General features: G+C 71.8%; 17 protein-coding genes. 9 read left to right on the top strand and 8 right to left on the bottom strand.

Annotated features, from left to right (window positions below):
* Positions 1-163: 163 nt before the first annotated feature.
* Entirely contained in the window at positions 164-988 is an 825-nt protein-coding gene (locus ABD256_RS31085) for a metallophosphoesterase family protein (protein ID WP_344427001.1), read from the bottom strand.
* 209 nt (positions 989-1,197) lie between these two features.
* Between ABD256_RS31085 and ABD256_RS31080 the strand changes: the two genes are divergently transcribed.
* Positions 1,198-2,814: an ABC-F family ATP-binding cassette domain-containing protein gene (locus tag ABD256_RS31080; RefSeq protein ID WP_344426998.1), complete on the top strand. Its 1,617-nt coding sequence runs from the start codon at positions 1,198-1,200 to the stop codon at positions 2,812-2,814.
* Between the two features lie 42 nt (positions 2,815-2,856).
* Here ABD256_RS31080 and mshC read toward each other — a convergent pair whose 3' ends face one another.
* The gene (gene mshC / locus ABD256_RS31075; protein WP_344426995.1) at positions 2,857-4,092 is read right to left on the bottom strand and encodes a cysteine--1-D-myo-inosityl 2-amino-2-deoxy-alpha-D-glucopyranoside ligase; all 1,236 of its coding nucleotides are present in this window, start codon (positions 4,090-4,092) and stop codon (positions 2,857-2,859) included.
* Positions 4,093-4,140: 48 nt separating this feature from the next.
* Positions 4,141-4,737, bottom strand: coding sequence for a TetR/AcrR family transcriptional regulator (locus tag ABD256_RS31070; protein WP_344426992.1), 597 nt, complete (start codon positions 4,735-4,737; stop codon positions 4,141-4,143).
* A gap of 102 nt (positions 4,738-4,839) precedes the next feature.
* Here ABD256_RS31070 and ABD256_RS31065 point away from each other — a divergent pair, with 102 nt between their 5' ends.
* The 3 genes from ABD256_RS31065 to ABD256_RS31055 all read left to right on the top strand — a co-directional run bounded on the left by ABD256_RS31065 (position 4,840) and on the right by ABD256_RS31055 (position 7,965).
* On the top strand, positions 4,840-6,189 hold the full coding sequence (locus tag ABD256_RS31065; protein ID WP_344426989.1) for a cytochrome P450: 1,350 nt from the start codon (positions 4,840-4,842) through the stop codon (positions 6,187-6,189).
* A 94-nt stretch (positions 6,190-6,283) separates the two neighbouring features.
* Entirely contained in the window at positions 6,284-7,453 is a 1,170-nt protein-coding gene (locus ABD256_RS31060) for a S8 family peptidase (protein WP_344426987.1), read from the top strand.
* A 272-nt stretch (positions 7,454-7,725) separates the two neighbouring features.
* Complete coding sequence (locus tag ABD256_RS31055) at positions 7,726-7,965, top strand: hypothetical protein (RefSeq protein WP_344426985.1); 240 nt, start codon at positions 7,726-7,728, stop codon at positions 7,963-7,965.
* A 4-nt stretch (positions 7,966-7,969) separates the two neighbouring features.
* Here ABD256_RS31055 and ABD256_RS31050 read toward each other — a convergent pair whose 3' ends face one another.
* On the bottom strand, positions 7,970-9,928 hold the full coding sequence (locus tag ABD256_RS31050) for a VWA domain-containing protein (RefSeq protein ID WP_344426983.1): 1,959 nt from the start codon (positions 9,926-9,928) through the stop codon (positions 7,970-7,972).
* Complete coding sequence (locus ABD256_RS31045; RefSeq protein ID WP_344426981.1) at positions 9,925-11,322, bottom strand: sigma 54-interacting transcriptional regulator; 1,398 nt, start codon at positions 11,320-11,322, stop codon at positions 9,925-9,927. The genes ABD256_RS31050 and ABD256_RS31045 overlap by 4 nt, the downstream gene beginning before the upstream one ends.
* Before the next feature lie 100 nt (positions 11,323-11,422).
* Here ABD256_RS31045 and ABD256_RS31040 point away from each other — a divergent pair, with 100 nt between their 5' ends.
* Entirely contained in the window at positions 11,423-12,220 is a 798-nt protein-coding gene (locus ABD256_RS31040) for a hypothetical protein (RefSeq protein WP_344427042.1), read from the top strand.
* Here the strand turns inward: ABD256_RS31040 and ABD256_RS31035 are convergent.
* Positions 12,217-13,254: a ferrochelatase gene (locus tag ABD256_RS31035; protein ID WP_344426979.1), complete on the bottom strand. Its 1,038-nt coding sequence runs from the start codon at positions 13,252-13,254 to the stop codon at positions 12,217-12,219. The two genes, ABD256_RS31040 and ABD256_RS31035, sit on opposite strands and share 4 nt — an antisense overlap.
* An 89-nt stretch (positions 13,255-13,343) precedes the next feature.
* On the opposite strand from ABD256_RS31035, the gene ABD256_RS31030 reads away from it, so the two are divergent.
* The 4 genes from ABD256_RS31030 to ABD256_RS31015 all read left to right on the top strand — a co-directional run bounded on the left by ABD256_RS31030 (position 13,344) and on the right by ABD256_RS31015 (position 16,365).
* On the top strand, positions 13,344-13,931 hold the full coding sequence (locus ABD256_RS31030) for a TetR/AcrR family transcriptional regulator (RefSeq protein WP_344426976.1): 588 nt from the start codon (positions 13,344-13,346) through the stop codon (positions 13,929-13,931).
* A 70-nt stretch (positions 13,932-14,001) separates the two neighbouring features.
* The gene (locus ABD256_RS31025; protein ID WP_344426973.1) at positions 14,002-15,180 is read left to right on the top strand and encodes a Cmx/CmrA family chloramphenicol efflux MFS transporter; all 1,179 of its coding nucleotides are present in this window, start codon (positions 14,002-14,004) and stop codon (positions 15,178-15,180) included.
* 33 nt (positions 15,181-15,213) lie between these two features.
* Positions 15,214-15,612, top strand: coding sequence for a nuclear transport factor 2 family protein (locus ABD256_RS31020; protein WP_344426970.1), 399 nt, complete (start codon positions 15,214-15,216; stop codon positions 15,610-15,612).
* A gap of 108 nt (positions 15,613-15,720) precedes the next feature.
* A complete protein-coding gene (locus ABD256_RS31015) occupies positions 15,721-16,365 on the top strand; it encodes a hypothetical protein (RefSeq protein ID WP_344426967.1) in 645 nt (214 codons plus the stop codon).
* Between the two features lie 64 nt (positions 16,366-16,429).
* Here the strand turns inward: ABD256_RS31015 and fabI are convergent, their stop codons facing one another.
* Positions 16,430-17,197 carry an enoyl-ACP reductase FabI gene (gene fabI, locus ABD256_RS31010; RefSeq protein WP_344426964.1) on the bottom strand — a complete coding sequence of 256 codons (768 nt, stop codon included), beginning with the start codon at positions 17,195-17,197 and terminating at the stop codon, positions 16,430-16,432.
* 46 nt (positions 17,198-17,243) lie between these two features.
* On the bottom strand, positions 17,244-17,948 hold the full coding sequence (gene fabG, locus ABD256_RS31005; RefSeq protein ID WP_344426961.1) for a 3-oxoacyl-ACP reductase FabG: 705 nt from the start codon (positions 17,946-17,948) through the stop codon (positions 17,244-17,246).
* Between the last annotated feature and the right edge of the window lie 181 nt (positions 17,949-18,129).

Here is an 18,129-nt window from a genome sequence, read left to right as displayed (position 1 = left end):
CCCCCGCAAAACCCTCAACTGGCTCACCCCCAAAGAAAAACTCACCATGCTACTGTCCTAAATAGAGCATGTTGCGACCACCGCATGAATCCGCCGCACCTTCAGGGCATGCGGCGAACCTGGCGGAGAACTGGATCCGGGACGAGGTCGGCCCGCGGCAGGGTCAGAAGATCTTCCGCACGGGGACGGCGCCGCGGGCGCGCTTGCGCCATTCACGCGGGTAGCCGAGCGAGACCTCCTCGAAGCGCACGCCGTCGGCCGTGGTCGATCGCGGGATGTGCAGGTGCCCGTACACGGCGACCTCGGCGCGGTAGCGCAGGTGCCAGTCCGCGGTCTCCGTGGTGCCGCACCACATCGCGAACTCGGGCCAGTAGAGCGGCTCGGTCGGGTGGCGGTGCAGGGGCCAGTGCGACATCAGCACGGTCCGGTGGTGCTCGGGGATCGCGTCGAGCCGCTGTTCGCTGGTCTTGAGGCGGTCCGCGCACCAGTCCTGGCGGCTCGGGTAGGGGTCGGGGTGCAGGAAGTACTCGTCGGTGCACACCACGCCCGCCTCCTTCGCCTGCGCGAGCGCGTCGGACAGCGGCACGTCGGCCGCCTGCGGGGTGCGCCAGCTGTAGTCGTAGAGCACGAACAGCGGCGCGATGGTGATCGGGCCGTCGCCGTGCTCCCACACCGGGAACTCGTCCTCGGGGGTCCGGACGCCGAGCTCACGGCAGCGCGTCACGAGGTGGTCGTACCTGGCCTGGCCCTTGAGCTGCACCTCGTCCTTCGGGGTCGTCCAGAGCTCGTGGTTGCCCGGCACCCAGACGACCTCGGCGAACCGGCTCTTCAGCTTCTCCAGCGTCGAGACGACCGCGCTCACCCTCTCGGCGACGTCACCGGCCACGAGGAGCCAGTCCTCCGGCGAATCGGGCTGGATGGTGTCCACGACGGGCTCGTTGCCGTCGTGCGTGACGTGGAGGTCGCTGGTGGCGAAAAGGCTGGGCACCCTTACACCGTAACGAGTGGTGGGCCGGGCGTACCCAAGACTTCCCGGGACAACCCCTTGCAAATCCAACTTCTGTTGCGTTAGAGTTCTCGCATCATGAGGAACTGACCCTGGACCCAGCCCGCGCCCGAGGCGACCGGTAGAGCCCCGCTCCCGGTCAGCACGCCCGGCGGGAGTTCTCCCCCACCACCAAGGTTCGGTGTTGCCCCATGTCAGGTTTCCTCTCCCTCCAAGCGACCGATCTCGCGTTCGCCTACGGCGATCGTGTCGTCTTCGACGGGGTGCACTTCCTCGCCTCCGCCGGCCAGCGCGTCGGGCTCGTCGGCGAGAACGGGATCGGGAAGTCCACGCTCCTGCGCCTGCTCGCCGGAGTCGAAACGCCGCAGGCCGGCACCGTCACGCGGGACCCCGATTCCGGGTTCCTCCTGCAGGAGCTGCCGTTCCCCGCCACGGACACGCTGGCCGACGTGCTCGACGACGCGCTCGCCGAGACCCGTGCCATGGCCGCCGAGCTCGACCGGCTCGCCGAGGCGATGGCGGCCGATCCCGGCGACGGCGCGACCCTCGACCGGTACGGCGCGGTGCTCGACTGGGCGCAGGCGCACGACCTGTGGGACGCCGACCGCAGGGCGAAGCTCGTCTGCGACGGGCTCGGCCTGTCCGGTGTCGCGCCGGACCGCGCGCTCGGCACCCTCTCCGGCGGGCAGCGCTCCCGGCTCGGGCTGGCCGCGCTGCTGATCAGGAAGCCGAGGACGCTGCTGCTCGACGAGCCGACCAACCACCTCGACGACGCGGGGATGGACTTCCTCGAACAGCACCTCGCCGGGCTCGACGGCGTGGTCGTGCTGTCGTCGCACGACCGCGTGTTCCTCGACGCGGTGTGCACCGACATCGTGGACATCGATCCCGCGCTCGGCGGCCCGACCCGCTACGGCGGCGCGTACACCGCCTATCTCGGGCACAAGGCCGCGGAACGCGCGAGATGGGCGCAGCGCTATGCCGAAGAGCAGGACGAGCTGAAGGAGCTGCGCGACGCGGTGGCCACCACGGCCCGCGCCGTGGCGCACAACCGGCCCCAGCGGGACAACGCGAAGATGCTGTACGACTTCAAGACCGGGAGGGTGCAGAAGCAGATCTCGCGGCGGGTCCGCAACGCCCAGCTCCGGCTCGACGAGCTGGCACGGGACCAGGTGCGGCGCCCGCCGTCACCGTTGACGTTCTCCGGTCGGCTCACCGGCGCGCCGGGCGAGGGCACGCTCGCGGTGTCCCTGCGGGACGTGCGGGTTCCCGGTCGTCTCGCACTCGACCGGCTCGATGTCGAGACCGGCGGCCGGCTGCTCGTGACGGGCGGGAACGGTGCCGGGAAGTCGACGCTGCTGGCCGTGCTGGCCGGACGGCTCGAACCGGCGGACGGGCACGTCCACCGCGCGGGCGGGCTCCGGATCGCTCTGCTGGAGCAGGACGTGGGGTTCGCCGACCCGGCGAAAACGGCTCAGCGGGTGTACTCCGAGGCCGCGGGCGAGGACGCGCCGGGGCTGGGCAAGCTCGGGCTGCTCGCTTCGCGGGACATCGGCCGCCCCGTCGGGTCGCTGTCGGTGGGCCAGCGAAGGCGGCTGGCGCTGGCGATCCTGCTCGCCACCCCGCCGGACGTACTGCTGCTGGACGAGCCGACGAACCACCTCTCGCTGACGCTGGCGGAGGAGCTGTTCGACGCGCTCGGCGATGCTCCCGGTGCCGTGGTCATCGCGTCGCACGACCGCTGGCTCCGTCGCGAATGGACACACCAGCGACTCGAACTGGCCGGCGGAAGGGAAGTTCACAACTAGTACACAGTGGACGGTGGGCCATTCGCCCACCGTCCACTGTGGTCACAGCGCGATGCCGAGCAGGGCGTCCACCGCGTCGCGAACGAGCGCCGGCGCGGTTTCGTCGCTGCCGCCGCGCACCGCTTCGGCCGCCCACGCGTCCACGGCGGCGAGTGCCTTCGGGGTGTCGAGGTCGTCGGCGAGGTGGTCGCGCAGCCGCGCGATGGCTTCCTCGGCGGACGGGCCCGCGTTCCGCGCGGCGGCCGCACGCCAGCGCGCGAGCCGCGCTTCGGCCTCGGCGAGCAGTGCCGGGGTCCACGGCCGGTCCTCGCGGTAGTGCCCCGCGAACAGCGCGAGCCGGATCGCGCCGGGGTCGACACCGTCCGCGCGCAACCGCGAGACGAACACCAGGTTGCCGCGCGACTTCGACATCTTCTCGCCGTCGTAGCCGATCATCCCGGCGTGCACGTAGTGGCGCGCGAACGGGTGCTCGTTGGTGAGCGCCTCGGCGTGCGCGACGCTGTATTCGTGGTGCGGGAAGGCGAGGTCCGAACCACCGCCCTGGACGTCGAAGCCCATCCCCAGCCGGTTCACCGCGATCGCGCTGCACTCGATGTGCCAACCGGGCCTGCCCGCGCCGAGCTCGGACTCCCACGACGGCTCACCCGGCCTGGCGCTGCGCCACAGCAGCGCGTCGAGCGGGTCGCGCTTGCCGGGGCGGTCGGGGTCACCGCCCCGCTCGGCGAAGAACCTGGCCATCGTCCCGGCGTCATAGCCGGACTCGTAGCCGAACCGGCCGGTGGCGGCCCGGTCGAAGTAGATGTCCGGGTGCTCCTCGTCGTCGACCCGGTAGGCCGCGCCGTCGGCGAGCAGCTTGCCGATCACCTCGACGATCTCCGGGATGCTCTCCACCGCGCCGACGAACTCGCGGGGCGGCACCACCCGGAGCGCTTCCATGTCCTCGCGGAACAGCGCCGTCTCCCGCATCGCCAGCACGACCCAGTCGTCCTGGTCGCGCTCGGCGCGCTCCAGGAGCGGCTCGTCGATGTCGGTCACGTTCTGGACGTAGTGCACCTCGTGCCCGGCGTCGAGCCAGAGCCGGTGCACCAGGTCGAAGGCCAGGTATGTGGCCGCGTGGCCGAGATGCGTGGCGTCGTAGGGCGTGATGCCGCAGACGTACATGCGCGCCGTCGCGCCGGGCGCGGTGGGCCGGACCTGCCCGCTCGCGGTGTCGAACAGCCGCAGCGGGCGTGGTGTCCCCGGCACACTCGCCACCGGGATCGAGGACCAAGTCTTCATGCCACCCAGCCTAAGTGGCGCACTCCACCGCCGTCCCGCCCGGTGGGATCATGCTTCGTGCGACACCGGGTACGACGCCGCCCACATCGCCGCGAGCCCCTCGCTGAGCTCGTCACCGGTCGGCGCGTCCTCCGGGTGCAGGAGCCACTGCACCGACAGCCCGTCGCACACCGCGATCACGAAGCTCGCCACCGCGAGGCAGCGCCGGTCGCCGGGCTCCCACCCGTTGCCGAGCGAGCGCGCCGCGAGTTCCGCGACGCGGTCGCGGCAGCGCCGGTACTGCTCGGCGAACTGCTCGCGGAGCGAGACGGTCCGCTCCGCCTGCGCCAGTGCCTCCACATAGGACAGCAGCAGCGCGCGCCTGCTGGACAGGCTCTCCAGCATCGTCGTCCAGGTGATCCGGCCGCGTTCGGCCGGGAGCGCCGCGGGATCGGCCATCGCGACCTGGGCGAGCCGGTCGGTCCACTCCTCGAACACCTCGCCGATCGCGTGGTTGAGCAAGCCTTCCTTGGTGCCGAAGTGGTACGCGATGGACCCGAGGTTCGTCCCGGACGCGGCGACGAGGTCGCGCGCGGTGATGCGGGCGTACCCCTTTTCCTCCAGCAGTTTCCGCGCTGCCGCCAGCAGGTCTTCGCGATGGCTCACGCCACGCAGCCTAGCGCCGCTGCCTGGACAACCCGTTTACACGCGCGTATAAACGGGGCATCAGACCGTGATCGCGCTCACCCCGGCCAGGGAGGCCCGTCGATGACCGCCGACGCACCGCCAACCCCGCGAACCGCCCTCTCGCTCGAACCGTCGCCTGCCGCGCCCGCCGCACCCGGCCCGAACTGGCCGATCGCCGTCCAGACGGTGCTGTTCGGCACCTACCGGCACAAGCTCATGCCGTTCCTGCGCCGCCGCTACGGCGACGTCGTCCGGCTGCGGATCTACCCGGAGCGCAACGTCGTGCAGCTCGCCGACATCGAGCACATCAAGGCGGTGTTCGGCGGGCCGGCGTCGATCTTCCACGCCGGCGAGGGGAACATGATCCTCAAGCCGGTGATGGGCGGGCACTCGGTGCTGCTCACCGACGAGGACGTGCACCTGCGCGCCAGGAAGCTGCTGATGCCCGCCTTCCACGGCTCGGCACTGCGCGGCTACCGCGATCTCGTGACCGAACTGGCCGAGGCCGAGACGGCGCGCTGGCCGGAGCGGCACGCGTTCTCCTCGCACGCCAGGATGAACGCGCTGACCCTCGAGATCATCCTCCGGGTGGTCTTCGGCGTGAGCGACGGCCCGCGCCTCGACGAACTGCGCAGGCTGCTCCGCATCACCGTCGACATCGGGCCGCTGGACATCTTCGGCTGGCACAACCCCAAGCTGCAGCGCTACGGGCCCTGGCGGCGCAACGCGGAAGCGCAGCGGCGTGCCGACGAGCTCATCTACGCCGAGATCGCCGAACGCCGCACCGCCGCGGATCTCGCCGACCGCGGCGACGTGCTCTCCCGCCTGCTGACCGTGCCGCCCGAGGACGACCAGCTCTCCGACGCCGAGCTGCGCGACCAGCTCGTCACGCTGCTGCTCGCCGGGCACGAGACGACGGCGACCGCGCTCGCCTGGTCCTTCCACGAGCTGGTGCGCAACCCGGTCCAGCTCGCCGCGGCCGAACGCGCCGCCGGCGCCGGGGACGAAAAGCACCTCGAAGCGGTGGTGAAGGAGGCGATGCGGCTACACCCGGTGATCTCCGAGGTGGCCCGCCGGCTCACCCGGGACATCGAGGTCGGCGGCTACCGGATTCCCGCCGGGCACACCGTGATGCCGTCGATCGCGCTCGTCCAAGGCGACGAAGCGCACCACGCCGCACCGGAGGAGTTCCGGCCGGAACGGTTCCTCGACGGCGGCCCCGCCACCGGGACCTGGTTCCCGTTCGGCGGCGGCGTGCGGCGGTGCCTCGGCGCCGGCTTCTCCCTCATGGAAGCGACGATCGTGTTGCGCGCGGTGCTTTCGGAGTTCCGGCTCGGCACCGACCGGCCACGTCCCGAGGGCGCGAAGGCCAGGAACATCACGATGGTGCCCGCCAAGGGCGCGAGATTAATCGTCACCCGACGGAGTTAACTGATATCGAAGAGTAATGTGACTGCGGTTACATTGCAGCTTAGCTTCTTCGATGCTGGAAGGGTCCACAATCCTCCAGCGAAGAAGGTGCGCCATGACGGAAGCGGCGGGCACGACCGGCCGGTACCTGATTCTGCTTGAACACAACGCGGCCGCGGTGGGCGCGCAGGCGATCGCCAACGTCGCCGGCGTCCGCACGACCAGCACCGCCGAGCTCGCGGGCGCCTCGACGGCGCAGCTGCTCGGCGCCGCCGACGGGTTGCTGTTCCACCAGCTCGGCGTCGCGCTGGTGAGCGCGGACGACGACCAGTTCGCCGCGCTGAACACCGCGGCGGCGAGCGACGGCCCGATCTCGTTCGTGGAGGCGGAACGGACCGTCTTCGCCATCGGCGACCCGGCGATACCCGCCGCCGAAGACGGCGATCTCACCTGGGGCCTGCAGGCCGTCAACGCCGCGAACAGCGCGGCGACCGGTGCGGGTGTCCGCGTCGCGGTGCTCGACACCGGGTTCGACGCGGAGCACCCCGATTTCGCCGGGCGCCAGGTGGTCACCAGCTCGTTCGTCGACGGCGAGGACGCGAAGGACGGGCACGGGCACGGCACCCACTGCATCGGCACGTCGTGCGGGCCGCGCACCCCCGAGGCGAAACCCGGCTACGGGATCGCCCACGAGGCCGAGATCTACGCGGGCAAGGTGCTCAGCAACGAAGGCTCCGGCTCGGACGGCGGCATCCTCGCCGGGATCTCGTGGGCGATCAGCAACGGCTGCGCGGTCGTGTCGATGTCGCTTGGCGCACCGACCCAGGCCGGCCAGGCGTACTCGCGGACGTTCGAACAGGTCGCCCAGCGCGCGATGGAGCGCGGCACCCTCATCGTCGCCGCGGCGGGCAACGAGAGCAAGCGCCCCGAAGGGCTCGTGGCGCCGGTGGGCCATCCGGCGAACTGCCCGTCGATCATGGCGATCGGCGCGATCGACTCCGCGGGGGCGATCGCCGACTTCTCGTGCGGCACCGTCGACGACATCGGCGCGGTCGATCTCGTGGGGCCGGGCGTCGACGTCTACTCGAGCTGGCCCATGCCGAAGCGGTACAACACGATCAGCGGCACCAGCATGGCCACCCCGCACGCCGCGGGCATCGCGGCGCTGACCGCGCAGCAGTTCGGTTCGCGCGGCTGGGAACTGTGGGCGCGGCTGAGCCAGCACGCCCGCAGGCTCACCCTCGCCGCGGTGGACAGCGGCGCGGGGCTGGTGCAGGCTCCGTAGAAGACTGTTTCAAAGTGGCGTAGCCACTCGAGTGGGCCGTCTACCGTCACCGCTGCGGGTTCCCAGGTGGTCCCTCGCGAGGACAGCTCCAAGGTGGTGAATTGGCATTCACGGGTCGGAGATCCCGGAGGGAGGGGACACAGTGGCACGCGGTGCCTCGGTGAGGGGCGGCGGCCGGGCTGACGGGTGGGGCTGAGGTTCCGCCACCGGCACCGCCACGCAAAGCACTTCGAGTCACTCCCTGGAACTCCCTTGGCGCGAGGAGGATCGCTATGCAGCGTGACTGGAAGGTCGTCGTTTCCGTGCGGGGCGAGTCCCTCGCGTCCCTGTCCGAGGTGGTCGCCGGGCTGCGCTCGGCCGGCATGACGGTGAACCAGGTGCTCGACCCCATCGGCGCCGTCACCGGCACGATGGGGTCGAGCACGCTCACCAGCCTGCGCGCGGTGCCGGGAGTGGCCGACGTGGAGCTGGAAGCGCTCTACCAGCTGCCGCCGGAGGGCGAACCGCAGTGACCCCTCAGCGGCGCCGCGTCCGCAGGTAGTCCCCGACCACGGCGGCGCCGAGGCCGTCGAGGTCGGGGGCCACCACCCGGCCGCCGGAGCGGCGGGCCAGCAGGTCGACGAAGGCGTTGAGCCGCGGGTCGTCGCCGAGCCGGAACACGGTGAAGGCGGCACCGAGCTTGGCCAGCCGGTCCAGTTCGGTGACCGTCCGGTGGATCGTCCTCGGCGAGGGCGGGTACTCGAAGTGCGCGGTGCCGTCCGGCTCGAGGTGCGCGGTCGGCTCGCCGTCGGTCACCATCAGCACGACCGGCTGCGCGTCCGGGTGCCGCCGCAGGTGCCGCCCGGCCAGCAGCAGCGCGTGATGGGCGTTGGTGCCCTGCTCCCACGTGCCGTCGAGGCCGACCAGCTCCGCCAGCTCGACTCCCGTCGCGTGCCTGCCGAAGGTGATCAGCTGGAGCGCGTCGGTGCGGAACCGGGTGGTGATCAGCTGGTGCAGCGCGAGCGCGGTGCGCTTCATCGGCAGCCACCTGCCTTCGGCGACCATCGACCACGACGTGTCCACCAGCAGCGCCACCGCGGCCCGCGAGCGGTGCTCGGTCTCGGTGACCTCCACGTCGGACACGTCGAGCCGTACCGCGGTGCCGCCCGCCGATGCCGTGCGCAGCACCGCGTTGCGGACCGTCCGCGACACCTCCCACGGCTGCATGTCCCCGAACCGCCACGGCCTGCTCGACCCGGTCGGCTCACCGGCCGCGCCGGCGGACTCGGTCTCGCGTTCGCCGCCCTTGCCGCGCAGCGCCTCGACCACATCCGCCAGCGCGGTCTCGCCGAGCCGCCGCAAAGCCTTGGGCGACAAGCGAAGCGAACCGTCCGGCGCCCGTTCGAACAGGCCCTGCGCGCGCAGCTCCCGTTCCAGTTCGGACAGTCGCCGCGCGTCCACTCCCGCTTCGCCGCCGAGCTGCCGTTCCAGTGCCTCGAGGTCGATGTCTTCGAGCCGCGCGCCGGGATAGGACTGGCCGAGCTGCTCCGCCAGCGCGTCGAGCTCCGCCAGGTCGGCCATCGCCTGCGCGCCCTCGCCGAGGCCGAGCGGGTCGTTCCCCCGGAACCGCCCCGAGGAAGACCAGTCCTCGCCCGGCCGCAGCGCGCGCAGCTGTTCATCCAATGTGGACAACTGCTGGGCGAGCCTCGGATCGCCGAACGCCTGCTGCGACAGCGCGGCGAGCTCGTCGCGCTGCTCCTGGGTCATCGAGTTGAGCATCCGCTGCGCCGCCGCCGAACGCGCGGCGAGCACGTCGATCAGCTCGTCGACGGTGCGCGGGTTTTCGGGGAAGAACTCGCCGTGGCGCCGCATGAACTCGGCGAACCGCTCGCCGACGTCGTCGAAGCCCTGCGCGTGCGCGTTGAGCAGGACGTTGAGATCGGCGAGCATCTGGTTGACCCGCTCGACGTCCTGCGGCCCGGCGTTCGCGAGCGCGTCCTTCATGCCCTGGAACCGCGATTCCAGCAGTTCCTTGCCGAGCAGCTCCTGGATCCGCTCGTAGTTTTCGCGTCCCGGCCCCGAACGCCACTCGTACGCGGACAGTTCCCTGACCGCGGCCGCGGTGCCCGACGGCAACGCGTCCAGCTCGGCCTCCCGGAACCGCGCGTCGTCCCCCGGATCCGGGAACAGTTCGCGGCGTTCGGCTTCGAGCGCCTCGTCGAGCAGGCGGCGCACCTCGGCGAGCGTGCCGTCGAGGTTGTGCCGCCGCTGGATCTCCGACCGGCGCTGCCAGATCCGCCTCGTCAGCTCGTCGAGCCCCGCGGTGTCCGGGGTGCCGCGGCGAAGCACCTCCTCCAGCGCGGAGCGCGGTGACGCCCCGCCGAGCACGTCCTGGCCGATCTCGTCCATCGCGGCGCGCAGGTCGACCGGCGCCGCGAGCGGGTCCGGCCCGTCGTGCCACGGCCCGTACGAATAGCCCTCGGGAAGCGAGCTCACGGCCCGTACACCGTCGTCGCGTCGTCGGTGTCCTTCGCCAGCTGCCGCGCCAGGTAGAGCGACTCCAGCGCCAGTTCGACGGCCGCGGCGATCCGCCCGGCAGGCTCGTCCGAGGACACGCCCGCGCGCTGCGCGACCTCGTGCAGCACGGGGAGTTCCGGCAGCGACTCGAGCAGTTCCTTGCCCGGCACGCGCTCCCCGGTCGCGACGAGGTGCCCGTCGGCGACCGCCTCCACCAGCGGCCGGAGGTCCAGCCCGGCGAACCGGTCGCGCGCGGTCTCGGCGATCGCCCTGCGCAGCAGGTGCACGAGGTGCTCGGTTTCGCGGCCCTCCTCGCCCGGTTCGAACTCGAGCTTGCCGCGCAGCACCGACGGCACCGCGTCGAGATCGACCGGACGGGCGACCGCGGGCTCCTCCCCCGTCAGCGCCGACCGCCGCAACGCCGCCGCCGCAACGGTTTCCGCCGCGGCGACCGCGAACCTGGCCGACACGCCGGAGCGCTGGTCGATCACGGCCGCGCCGCGCAGGTTGCGCACGAACCGCGCCAGCACCTCCAGCAACGGCTCGCCGACCTCCGCGACGAGATCCGACTCCTGCCGGACGACGTCCACCTCGGCGGCGACGTCGAGCGGGTAGTGCGTGCGGATCTCCGCGCCGAAGCGGTCCTTCAGCGGGGTGATGATCCGGCCGCGGTTCGTGTAGTCCTCGGGGTTCGCGGTGGCGACCATGAGCACGTCCAGCGGCAGCCGCAGGGTGTAGCCGCGGACCTGGATGTCGCGCTCCTCCATCACGTTCAGCAGCGCGACCTGGATCCGCTCGGCGAGGTCCGGCAGCTCGTTGATCGCGACGATGCCGCGGTGCGCGCGCGGCACGAGTCCGAAGTGGATGGTCTCGGGGTCGCCGAGGCTGCGGCCCTCGGCGACCTTCACCGGGTCGACGTCGCCGATGAGGTCGCCGACGGAAGTGTCCGGGGTGGCGAGCTTTTCGGTGTAGCGCTCGCTCCGGTGCGCCCAGCCGACGGGCAGCGCGTCACCGAGTTCGGCGACCCTGCGCAGCGAAGCGGGCGTGATCGGGGCCAGCGGGTGCTCGGCCAGTTCGCTGCCGTCGATCACCGGCGTCCACTCGTCGAGCAGGCCCGCGAGGGTGCGAAGCAGGCGCGTCTTGCCTTGGCCGCGCTCACCGAGGAGCACGACGTCGTGGCCGGCGAGCAGCGCCCGTTCGAGCTGCGGGACGACCGTGCGGGAGAACCCGACGATGCCGGGCCAGGGGTCCCGTCCCGCGCGCAGCGCGGCCAGGAGGTTCTCGTGGATTTCTTGCTTGACCCCGCGCGGGCGGTAGTCCGCCGCGCGGAGCTCCCCCAGCGTGCGGGGAAGGTGTGCGGGTACGGAGTTCACCGTTACGACGCTACTGCGCCGAAAACCCTTAGTCGACGTGGAGCAGCTCCAGGGCGGCCCGTGTCCCGCGATCGCGCCGGGACCCGTACTCTGGATCTCCGTGTGCTGTTCGAGTGCGACCCTCGCGGTATGGGCCTCCGCCTGGCTGCACGGCGCGGCCGCGTCCGATGACGCGCTGGACGCCCTGCAGGCCTGGGGTGAGGATCACGAAGTCGTGGCAGGCGACGACGCGGCCGCCGCCGCGTTCGACCTTCCGCTGACCGGGAACGTGCCCGCGGGCCCGGCGAGCCTGCTCGCCGCGCTGCGGGCGAGGAGCGCGACCGGCGCGGTGCTGGTGCTCCCGGTGCCCGGCGACGTGCGCGGCCTCGGCGGGCCGGGCCCGTTCGGCGAGGCGGCCGTGCGCGCGGGCGAGGCGGTGGTGTTCACCGGCACCGGGTTCGGCGCGGTGCCGCAGGCGATCGCCGAAGGGCTGGTGCGCTGGACCGTGCACGCGGGCGGCGATCCCGTGCCACCGCCGTCGAGCGGGATCGGCGAGGCCGAACACGCGCTGACTGACGCCATCCGCGACAGCGCGGGCGCCTTGCAGGCCCTCGACGTCGCCAGCGAACGCACCGGCGTGCGGGCGGAGCTGTCCGCGCGGCTGCGCGCGCGGCCCGAGCTGTCCTGGCCGTCCGGCACCCCCGGCCGCTCGCTGCGGGTGCTGCAGCGCGCCGAAGAGGTCGGCGCGATCCTCGCGCTGGCACAGGGCGACGAACCGGGCGGCGCGCTGTCGGCGTCCGCGGTGAGCAGGCGGGCGGAGGCGCTGCGGCCGCTCACCGAGGCCGTGCGCGCCGCGCGCTGCGCCGCCGTCAACGAGGCCGCGCGCGCGTTCGCCGACCAGGGAGACCTGACCCCCTAGCGCGTCGCGGGGCGTTTGGCGGGTTCGCAGCAGGCGGTCGCGCAGGGTGCGCCGTTGACGGTGCAGCCTGCGGCGGGGAACTCCGAAAGCTTGCGCGCCGGTGCGCCGGAAACGTGCTCGCGCACCAGTTCCACCACCAGTTCCGCGAACCGCGGGTCGGCACCGGGCGTGGCGACCCGTGCGAAACCCATGCCGAGTTCGGCGGCGCGCTCGGCCGCTTCGTTGTCGAGGTCCCAGATCACTTCGAGGTGGTCCGACACGAAGCCGACCGGGCACACCACGACCGAGCGCGTCCCCTCGGCGTGGATCGCGTCGATGTGGTCGACGATGTCCGGTTCGAGCCACGGCACCTGCGGCGGGCCCGATCGCGACTGCCACACCACGTCGTAGGTTCCGACACCGGCTTCGGCGGCGACGAGGCGCGCGGCCTCGGCGATCTGGTGCGAGTACCGGAATCCGCCCTCGCCGGGCGGGCCCGCGGCGCGGTCGGCGCTCACCGGGACCGAGTGCGCGCAGAACACCGTGCGCGCGCCGTCGAGCCCCTCGTGCGCGGCCCGCAGTCCGTCGGCGAACGCGCCGACGAACAGCGGGTGGTCGAAGAACTGGCGCAGCTTCACCAGTTCCGGCGCACCGTCGCCGACGGCGGCACGGGCACGGTCGATGTCTTCGTCGTACTGGCGGCACGCCGAGTAGCCGCCGTAGGCGCTCGTCGGGAACACCAGCGCGCGCCGCACACCGTCGGCCTTCATCGCGGCGACGGTCTGTTCGACCATCGGCTCCCAGTTGCGGTTGCCGAAGTACACCGGAAGGCCGAGGCCCTGCGCCCGGAGCTCCTCCTCCACCGCCGCGATCGCGGTGCGGTTGAGCTCGTTGATCGGGGAGACGCCGCCGAAGTGCTGGTAGTGCTGCGCGACCTCTTCGAGCCGTTCGCGCGGGACTCCCCTGCCCCGCGTGACGTTCTCGAGGAACGGCATCACATCGTCGGGCCCCTCGGGGCCACCGAACGAAAGCCACAGCACGGCGTCGTAACTCACCCGGACCATCCTGCCCCTGTGGCACGGCGCACGCGGCACCGGCCCCACGTATTGCACTGAACGATCCAAAACCGTGCTACGGTCGTGCCATGGCAAGGCCGAAGGAGTTCGACGAGGAGCGCGCCGTCGAGAGCGCGATGAACGCGTTCTGGGACAACGGGTACGAGGCAACCTCCACACAGGACTTGTGCGAGGCGACCGGGCTCGGCCGCAGCAGCGTCTACAACACGTTCAAGAGCAAGCACGCCCTCTTCGAACGCGCACTGAAGCACTACCGGGCGATCGGACTGCACACGCGGGCCGAACTGCTCGACAGCGCCGAAACGGGCCTCGATCGCGTTCGCGCGATGCTCGACGGCACCGTCGCCGAGGAACGCGCCAACGGCGGCCGCGGCTGCCTCATGGTCAACGCCGCGGCCGAATTCGGGCACCACGACGAAGCGGTCGGCGCCGCGATGCGCGCCGACACCGAAGGACAGCTCGCCCTGCTCACCGGTCACATCCGCGCCGGGCAGGCGGACGGCACGATCGACCGGCACCGGGCGGCGGCCGATCTCGCGCAGTTCGTCCACGCCACGGTGAGCGGGCTGCGGATCATGTCCCGCCGCGGCGCGGGCGAACCGGAAATGCGCACCGTCGCCGGAATCGCGGTCGACGCGCTGCGCCCGCGCACCTGATCTCCGAGAAAATCCGGAACGGCTCTGCCGACATTTTGTACTGAGTGTTCTAAAATGAGAGGACTTTCTCGTGCCCTTGGCGATCGCCGTGCTCGGACTCTGCGTCTTCGCGCTCGGCACCTCCGAGTTCATGATCACCGGCCTGCTTCCCGGCATGGCCGCCGATCTCGCCGTGGGCATCCCCGCCGCGGGGCTGCTGATCTCCGCCTTCGCCGCGGGCATGGTGGTCGGCGCGCCGCTGCTCGCCGCGGCGACGCTCCGGCTCCCCCGCCGCGTCACGCTCATGGCGCTGCTCGGCGTCTTCGGGGTGGCGCACGTGGTGGGCGCGCTGACGCCCGGCTACGCGCTGCTGTTCGCGACACGGGTGGTCAGCGCGGTCGCCTGCGCCGGGTTCTGGGCCGTGGCCGCCGCCACCGCGGTGTCGCTCGTGCCGAAGGACCGCCGCGGCCGCGCGCTCGCCGTGCTCGTCGGCGGGCTGACCATCGCCAACGTCGCCGGGGTGCCCGCGGGGACGTTCCTCGGGCAGCACGCCGGCTGGCGCGCCGCGTTCTGGGCGGTGGCGGCGCTGTCGTTCGCGGCGCTCGTGGCGGTGTTCGCGTTCGTGCCCGACACCCGGCCCGAAGGCGAGCGGCCGAGCCTGCGCGCGGAGCTGCGGCTCTACCGGCGCGGCCGGGTCTGGCTCGCGCTGGGCGTCATCGCGCTGTCCCAGGCGATGACGTTCGCCACGTTCAGCTACCTCGCGCCGCTGCTCGTCGAGACCAGCGGCCTGCCGGAAAGCGCCGTGCCGCTGGTGCTCGCGCTGTTCGGCGTCGGCGCCATCGCCGGGATCACCGCGGGCGGCAAGCTCGCGGACGCGCGGCCGTTCGCGGTGCTCTACGGCGGGATCGGCCTCGCGCTCGCGGCCATGGCCGTGCTCGCCTCCGCCGGTCCGGCCGCCCCGGTCGCGGTCGCCGCGGTGTTCGTGTTCGGGTTCGCCGCGTTCGCGATCAACCCCGCGCTCAACGTCCGCGCGTTCGCCGAAGCGGGCGGCGACGCGCCCACGTTCGTCGGCGCCAGCACGACCTCGGCGTTCAACGTCGGCAACACCGCGGGTCCGTGGCTCGGCGGGCTGAGCATCAGCGCCGGTCTCGGCTACCCGAGCGTCGCCTGGGTCAGCGTTCTGCTCGGCGCGCTCACGGTCGCCGCGCTCACCTTCGCCGTCGCGCTCCACCGCACCGGCGCACCGCGTCCCGAACCGGTGTTCAGCTGAAACCGGGAAACCCCGCAACCGGAAGGAAAACCCATGACCGACACCCGTGCCGTGGTGACCGAGTTCCACCGCCTGCTGGCCGAACGCGACCTCCCCGGCGTCACCGCGCTGTTCGCCGACGACGTGGCGTGGGACATCCCCGGCGCCACCGAGATCGTGCCGTGGATCGGGAAGCGCCACACCGCGAGCGAGGCGGGCGCCTGTTTCGCGGAATTGGAGCACCACCTCGACCGGGAGCTGTTCGAGATCGAGCGCGTGCTCGTCGACGGCCCGCACGCGGTGACGATCGGGCACCTGCGCTCGGTGGTGCGGGCGACCGGGAAGGCGATCGAAACGCCGTTCGCCATCGAAATGACCGTCGAGCGCGGGCGCATCACCCGGTACGTGATGTTCGAGGACAGCTGGCGGGTCGCCGAAGCCGTCCTGCCCTGAGCGGGGCAAGCCGGGAAAACCAGGTTGCGATGTGGTCACCCCACGACCGCGCTCGTACGCTTCCTGATTGGATCGGCCGACCCCGGCAAAACGACGAAGAAGGTACCGATGACGTTTCCGCCACCGCCGCAGGGCCAGTACCCTGCCGCACCGCCGCCCTACCCCGGCGGGGGCAGCAGCCTTGGCGAGAAGCCGCCCAACGGCGGCGCCGCGATCACCGCGGGCGTCCTCGCCTGCATCGGCGCGGTCTTCGGCCTGATCCGCGCCCTCGGCGACTTCTCGTCGCTGAGCGATCGCGGCCTCGACGTGCTATCCGACTTCAAATGGGTCGTCTGGCTGGAGGCGATCACGTCCGTGGCCGAGATCGTCACCCTGCTTCCCGGCGGGATCCTGCTGTTCCTGCGCAAGCCGATCGGGCGCTGGCTCGTCGTGGCGGGCAGCGCCGTGCGCATCGTGACGGCCGTCGTCGTCTACAGCCAGCTCATGTCGCTCGTCAACAACGCGTCGGTGCTCGCGGGCCCGGCGAGCGCGGGACGTAATGCGGGCATGCTCATCGCCGTGCTTTCCCCGGCGATCGCCACGCTGGTGCTCGGCCTGCTCCCGGTCACCGGGCGCTGGTGCGCGTGGGGGAAGAAGACCGCCCAAGGAACCCAGCTCGGCTCCTTCGGGGTTCCGCCGGGCGGGGCTCCCGGCTACGCGCAGCCGCAGCAGAACCCGTACCAGCAGCCGCGGCAACCGCCGCAGCAGTGGTGATACTCGCTTGAAAGCGGTGAAGGCGCCTTCCCGGCCGGGAAGGCGCCTTCACCGCTTTCCGAGATCAGATGCCGAGCGCGTGCACCCCGCCGTCGACCATGATCATCGATCCGGTGGTCGCGGGCAGCCAGTCGGACAGCGCGACGCACACGGCCTTCGCGGTCGGGATCGGGTCCGCGCTGTCCCAGCCGAGCGGCGCGCGGTCGTTCCAGCCCTCTTCGAGCTCCATGAAGCCGGGAATGGACTTCGCGGCCATCGTCTTCATCGGGCCCGCGCTGACCAGGTTCACCCGGATGCCCTTGGGCCCGAGGTCCCGCGCCAGGTACCGGTTCACCGACTCCAGCGCCGCCTTCGCGACACCCATCCAGTTGTAGGCGGGCCACGCCACCCGCGCGTCGAAGTCCATGCCGACGATCGAGCCGCCGCCTTCCATCAGCGGCAGGGTCGCCTGCGCGAGCGCCTTGAACGAGAACGCGGACACGTCGACCGCGATGGACACGTCGGCGCTGGGGGCGTCCATGAAGGGCGCGCCGAGACAGGTCTGCGGCGCGAACCCGATCGAGTGCAGCACGCCGTCGAGCCCGTCGACGTGCTCGCGCACGCGGCCGGCGAGCGAGTCGAGCTGCTCCTGGTTCTGCACGTCCAGCTCCAGCACCGGTGCGGGCTCCGGCAGGCGCCTGGCGATCCGCTCGACGAGCGACATCCTGCCGAACCCGGTCAGCACCACCTTCGCGCCCTGCTCCTGCGCCATCTTCGCGGCGTGGAACGCGAGCGAGGCGTCCGTGATGATGCCGGTGATCAGCAGTCGCTTGCCTTCGAGCAATCCGGGCAACGGTCCTCCATCGTTCAGTCTGTTCGGTTTCGGGGGTGTTCGGGGGTCAGTGGCCCATGCCGAGGCCACCGTCGACGGGCAGCACCGCGCCGTTGATGTAGGCGGCCTGGTCCGAGGCGAGGAAGGCGACCGCGCCGGCGATCTCGGCGGGCTCCGCGTAGCGGCCGGCCGGGATCTGCGCCAGTGCCTTCGTGCGCTGGTCCTCGTTCAGCGCGTCGGTCATGTCCGTGACGACGAAGCCCGGCGCGATCACGTTGGCGGTGATGTTGCGGCCGCCGAGCTCGCGCGCCAGCGAACGCGCGACGCCCACCAGGCCCGCCTTGCTGGCCGCGTAGTTCACCTGGCCGGCGCCGCCGGAGAGCCCGACCACCGAGGAGATGAAGACGAACCGGCCCCAGCGCGCCTTCAGCATGCCGCGCGAGGCGCGCTTGGCGACGCGGTACGCGCCGGTGAGGTTCGCGTCGATCACGCGGCTGAACTGGTCCTCGCTCATCCGCATGAGGAGCGTGTCGTCGGTGATGCCCGCGTTCGACACGAGCACCTCGACCGGGCCCTGGTGCTCCTCGACCTGCTTGAACGCGGCGTCCACCTGCTCGCTGTCGGTGACGTCGGCCTGGACGCCGAACAGCCCCTCCGGCGCGCCGGAACCCCGGTGCGTGACGGCCACCTTGTGCCCCTGTTCGGCGAGGCCCCTCGCGATCTCGAGCCCGATTCCTCGGTTGCCGCCGGTGACCAGAACGGACCGTCCCACGATTCTCCCTCACTGCGCTGTCGCTGATGACGGAGGTGAGGCTATCTGGTCACCTCACGGCCCCCCGCACCTGCGCCGCCCCTACCGCGAGGTAACCGCGAGTTTCCTAAACGGATGTTAGGAAGCCGCCCGCCGTCTTGCGTCGAAGCGCCCGGATGGCCACGGTGACCCGAGACACAGG

The sequence above is a fragment of the Amycolatopsis minnesotensis genome (genome assembly GCF_039529815.1).
Taxonomy (GTDB): Bacteria; Actinomycetota; Actinomycetes; order Mycobacteriales; family Pseudonocardiaceae; genus Amycolatopsis; species Amycolatopsis minnesotensis.
Note: the sequence above shows the minus strand (reverse complement) of the source record. Positions and strands in the feature narration are given on the sequence as shown.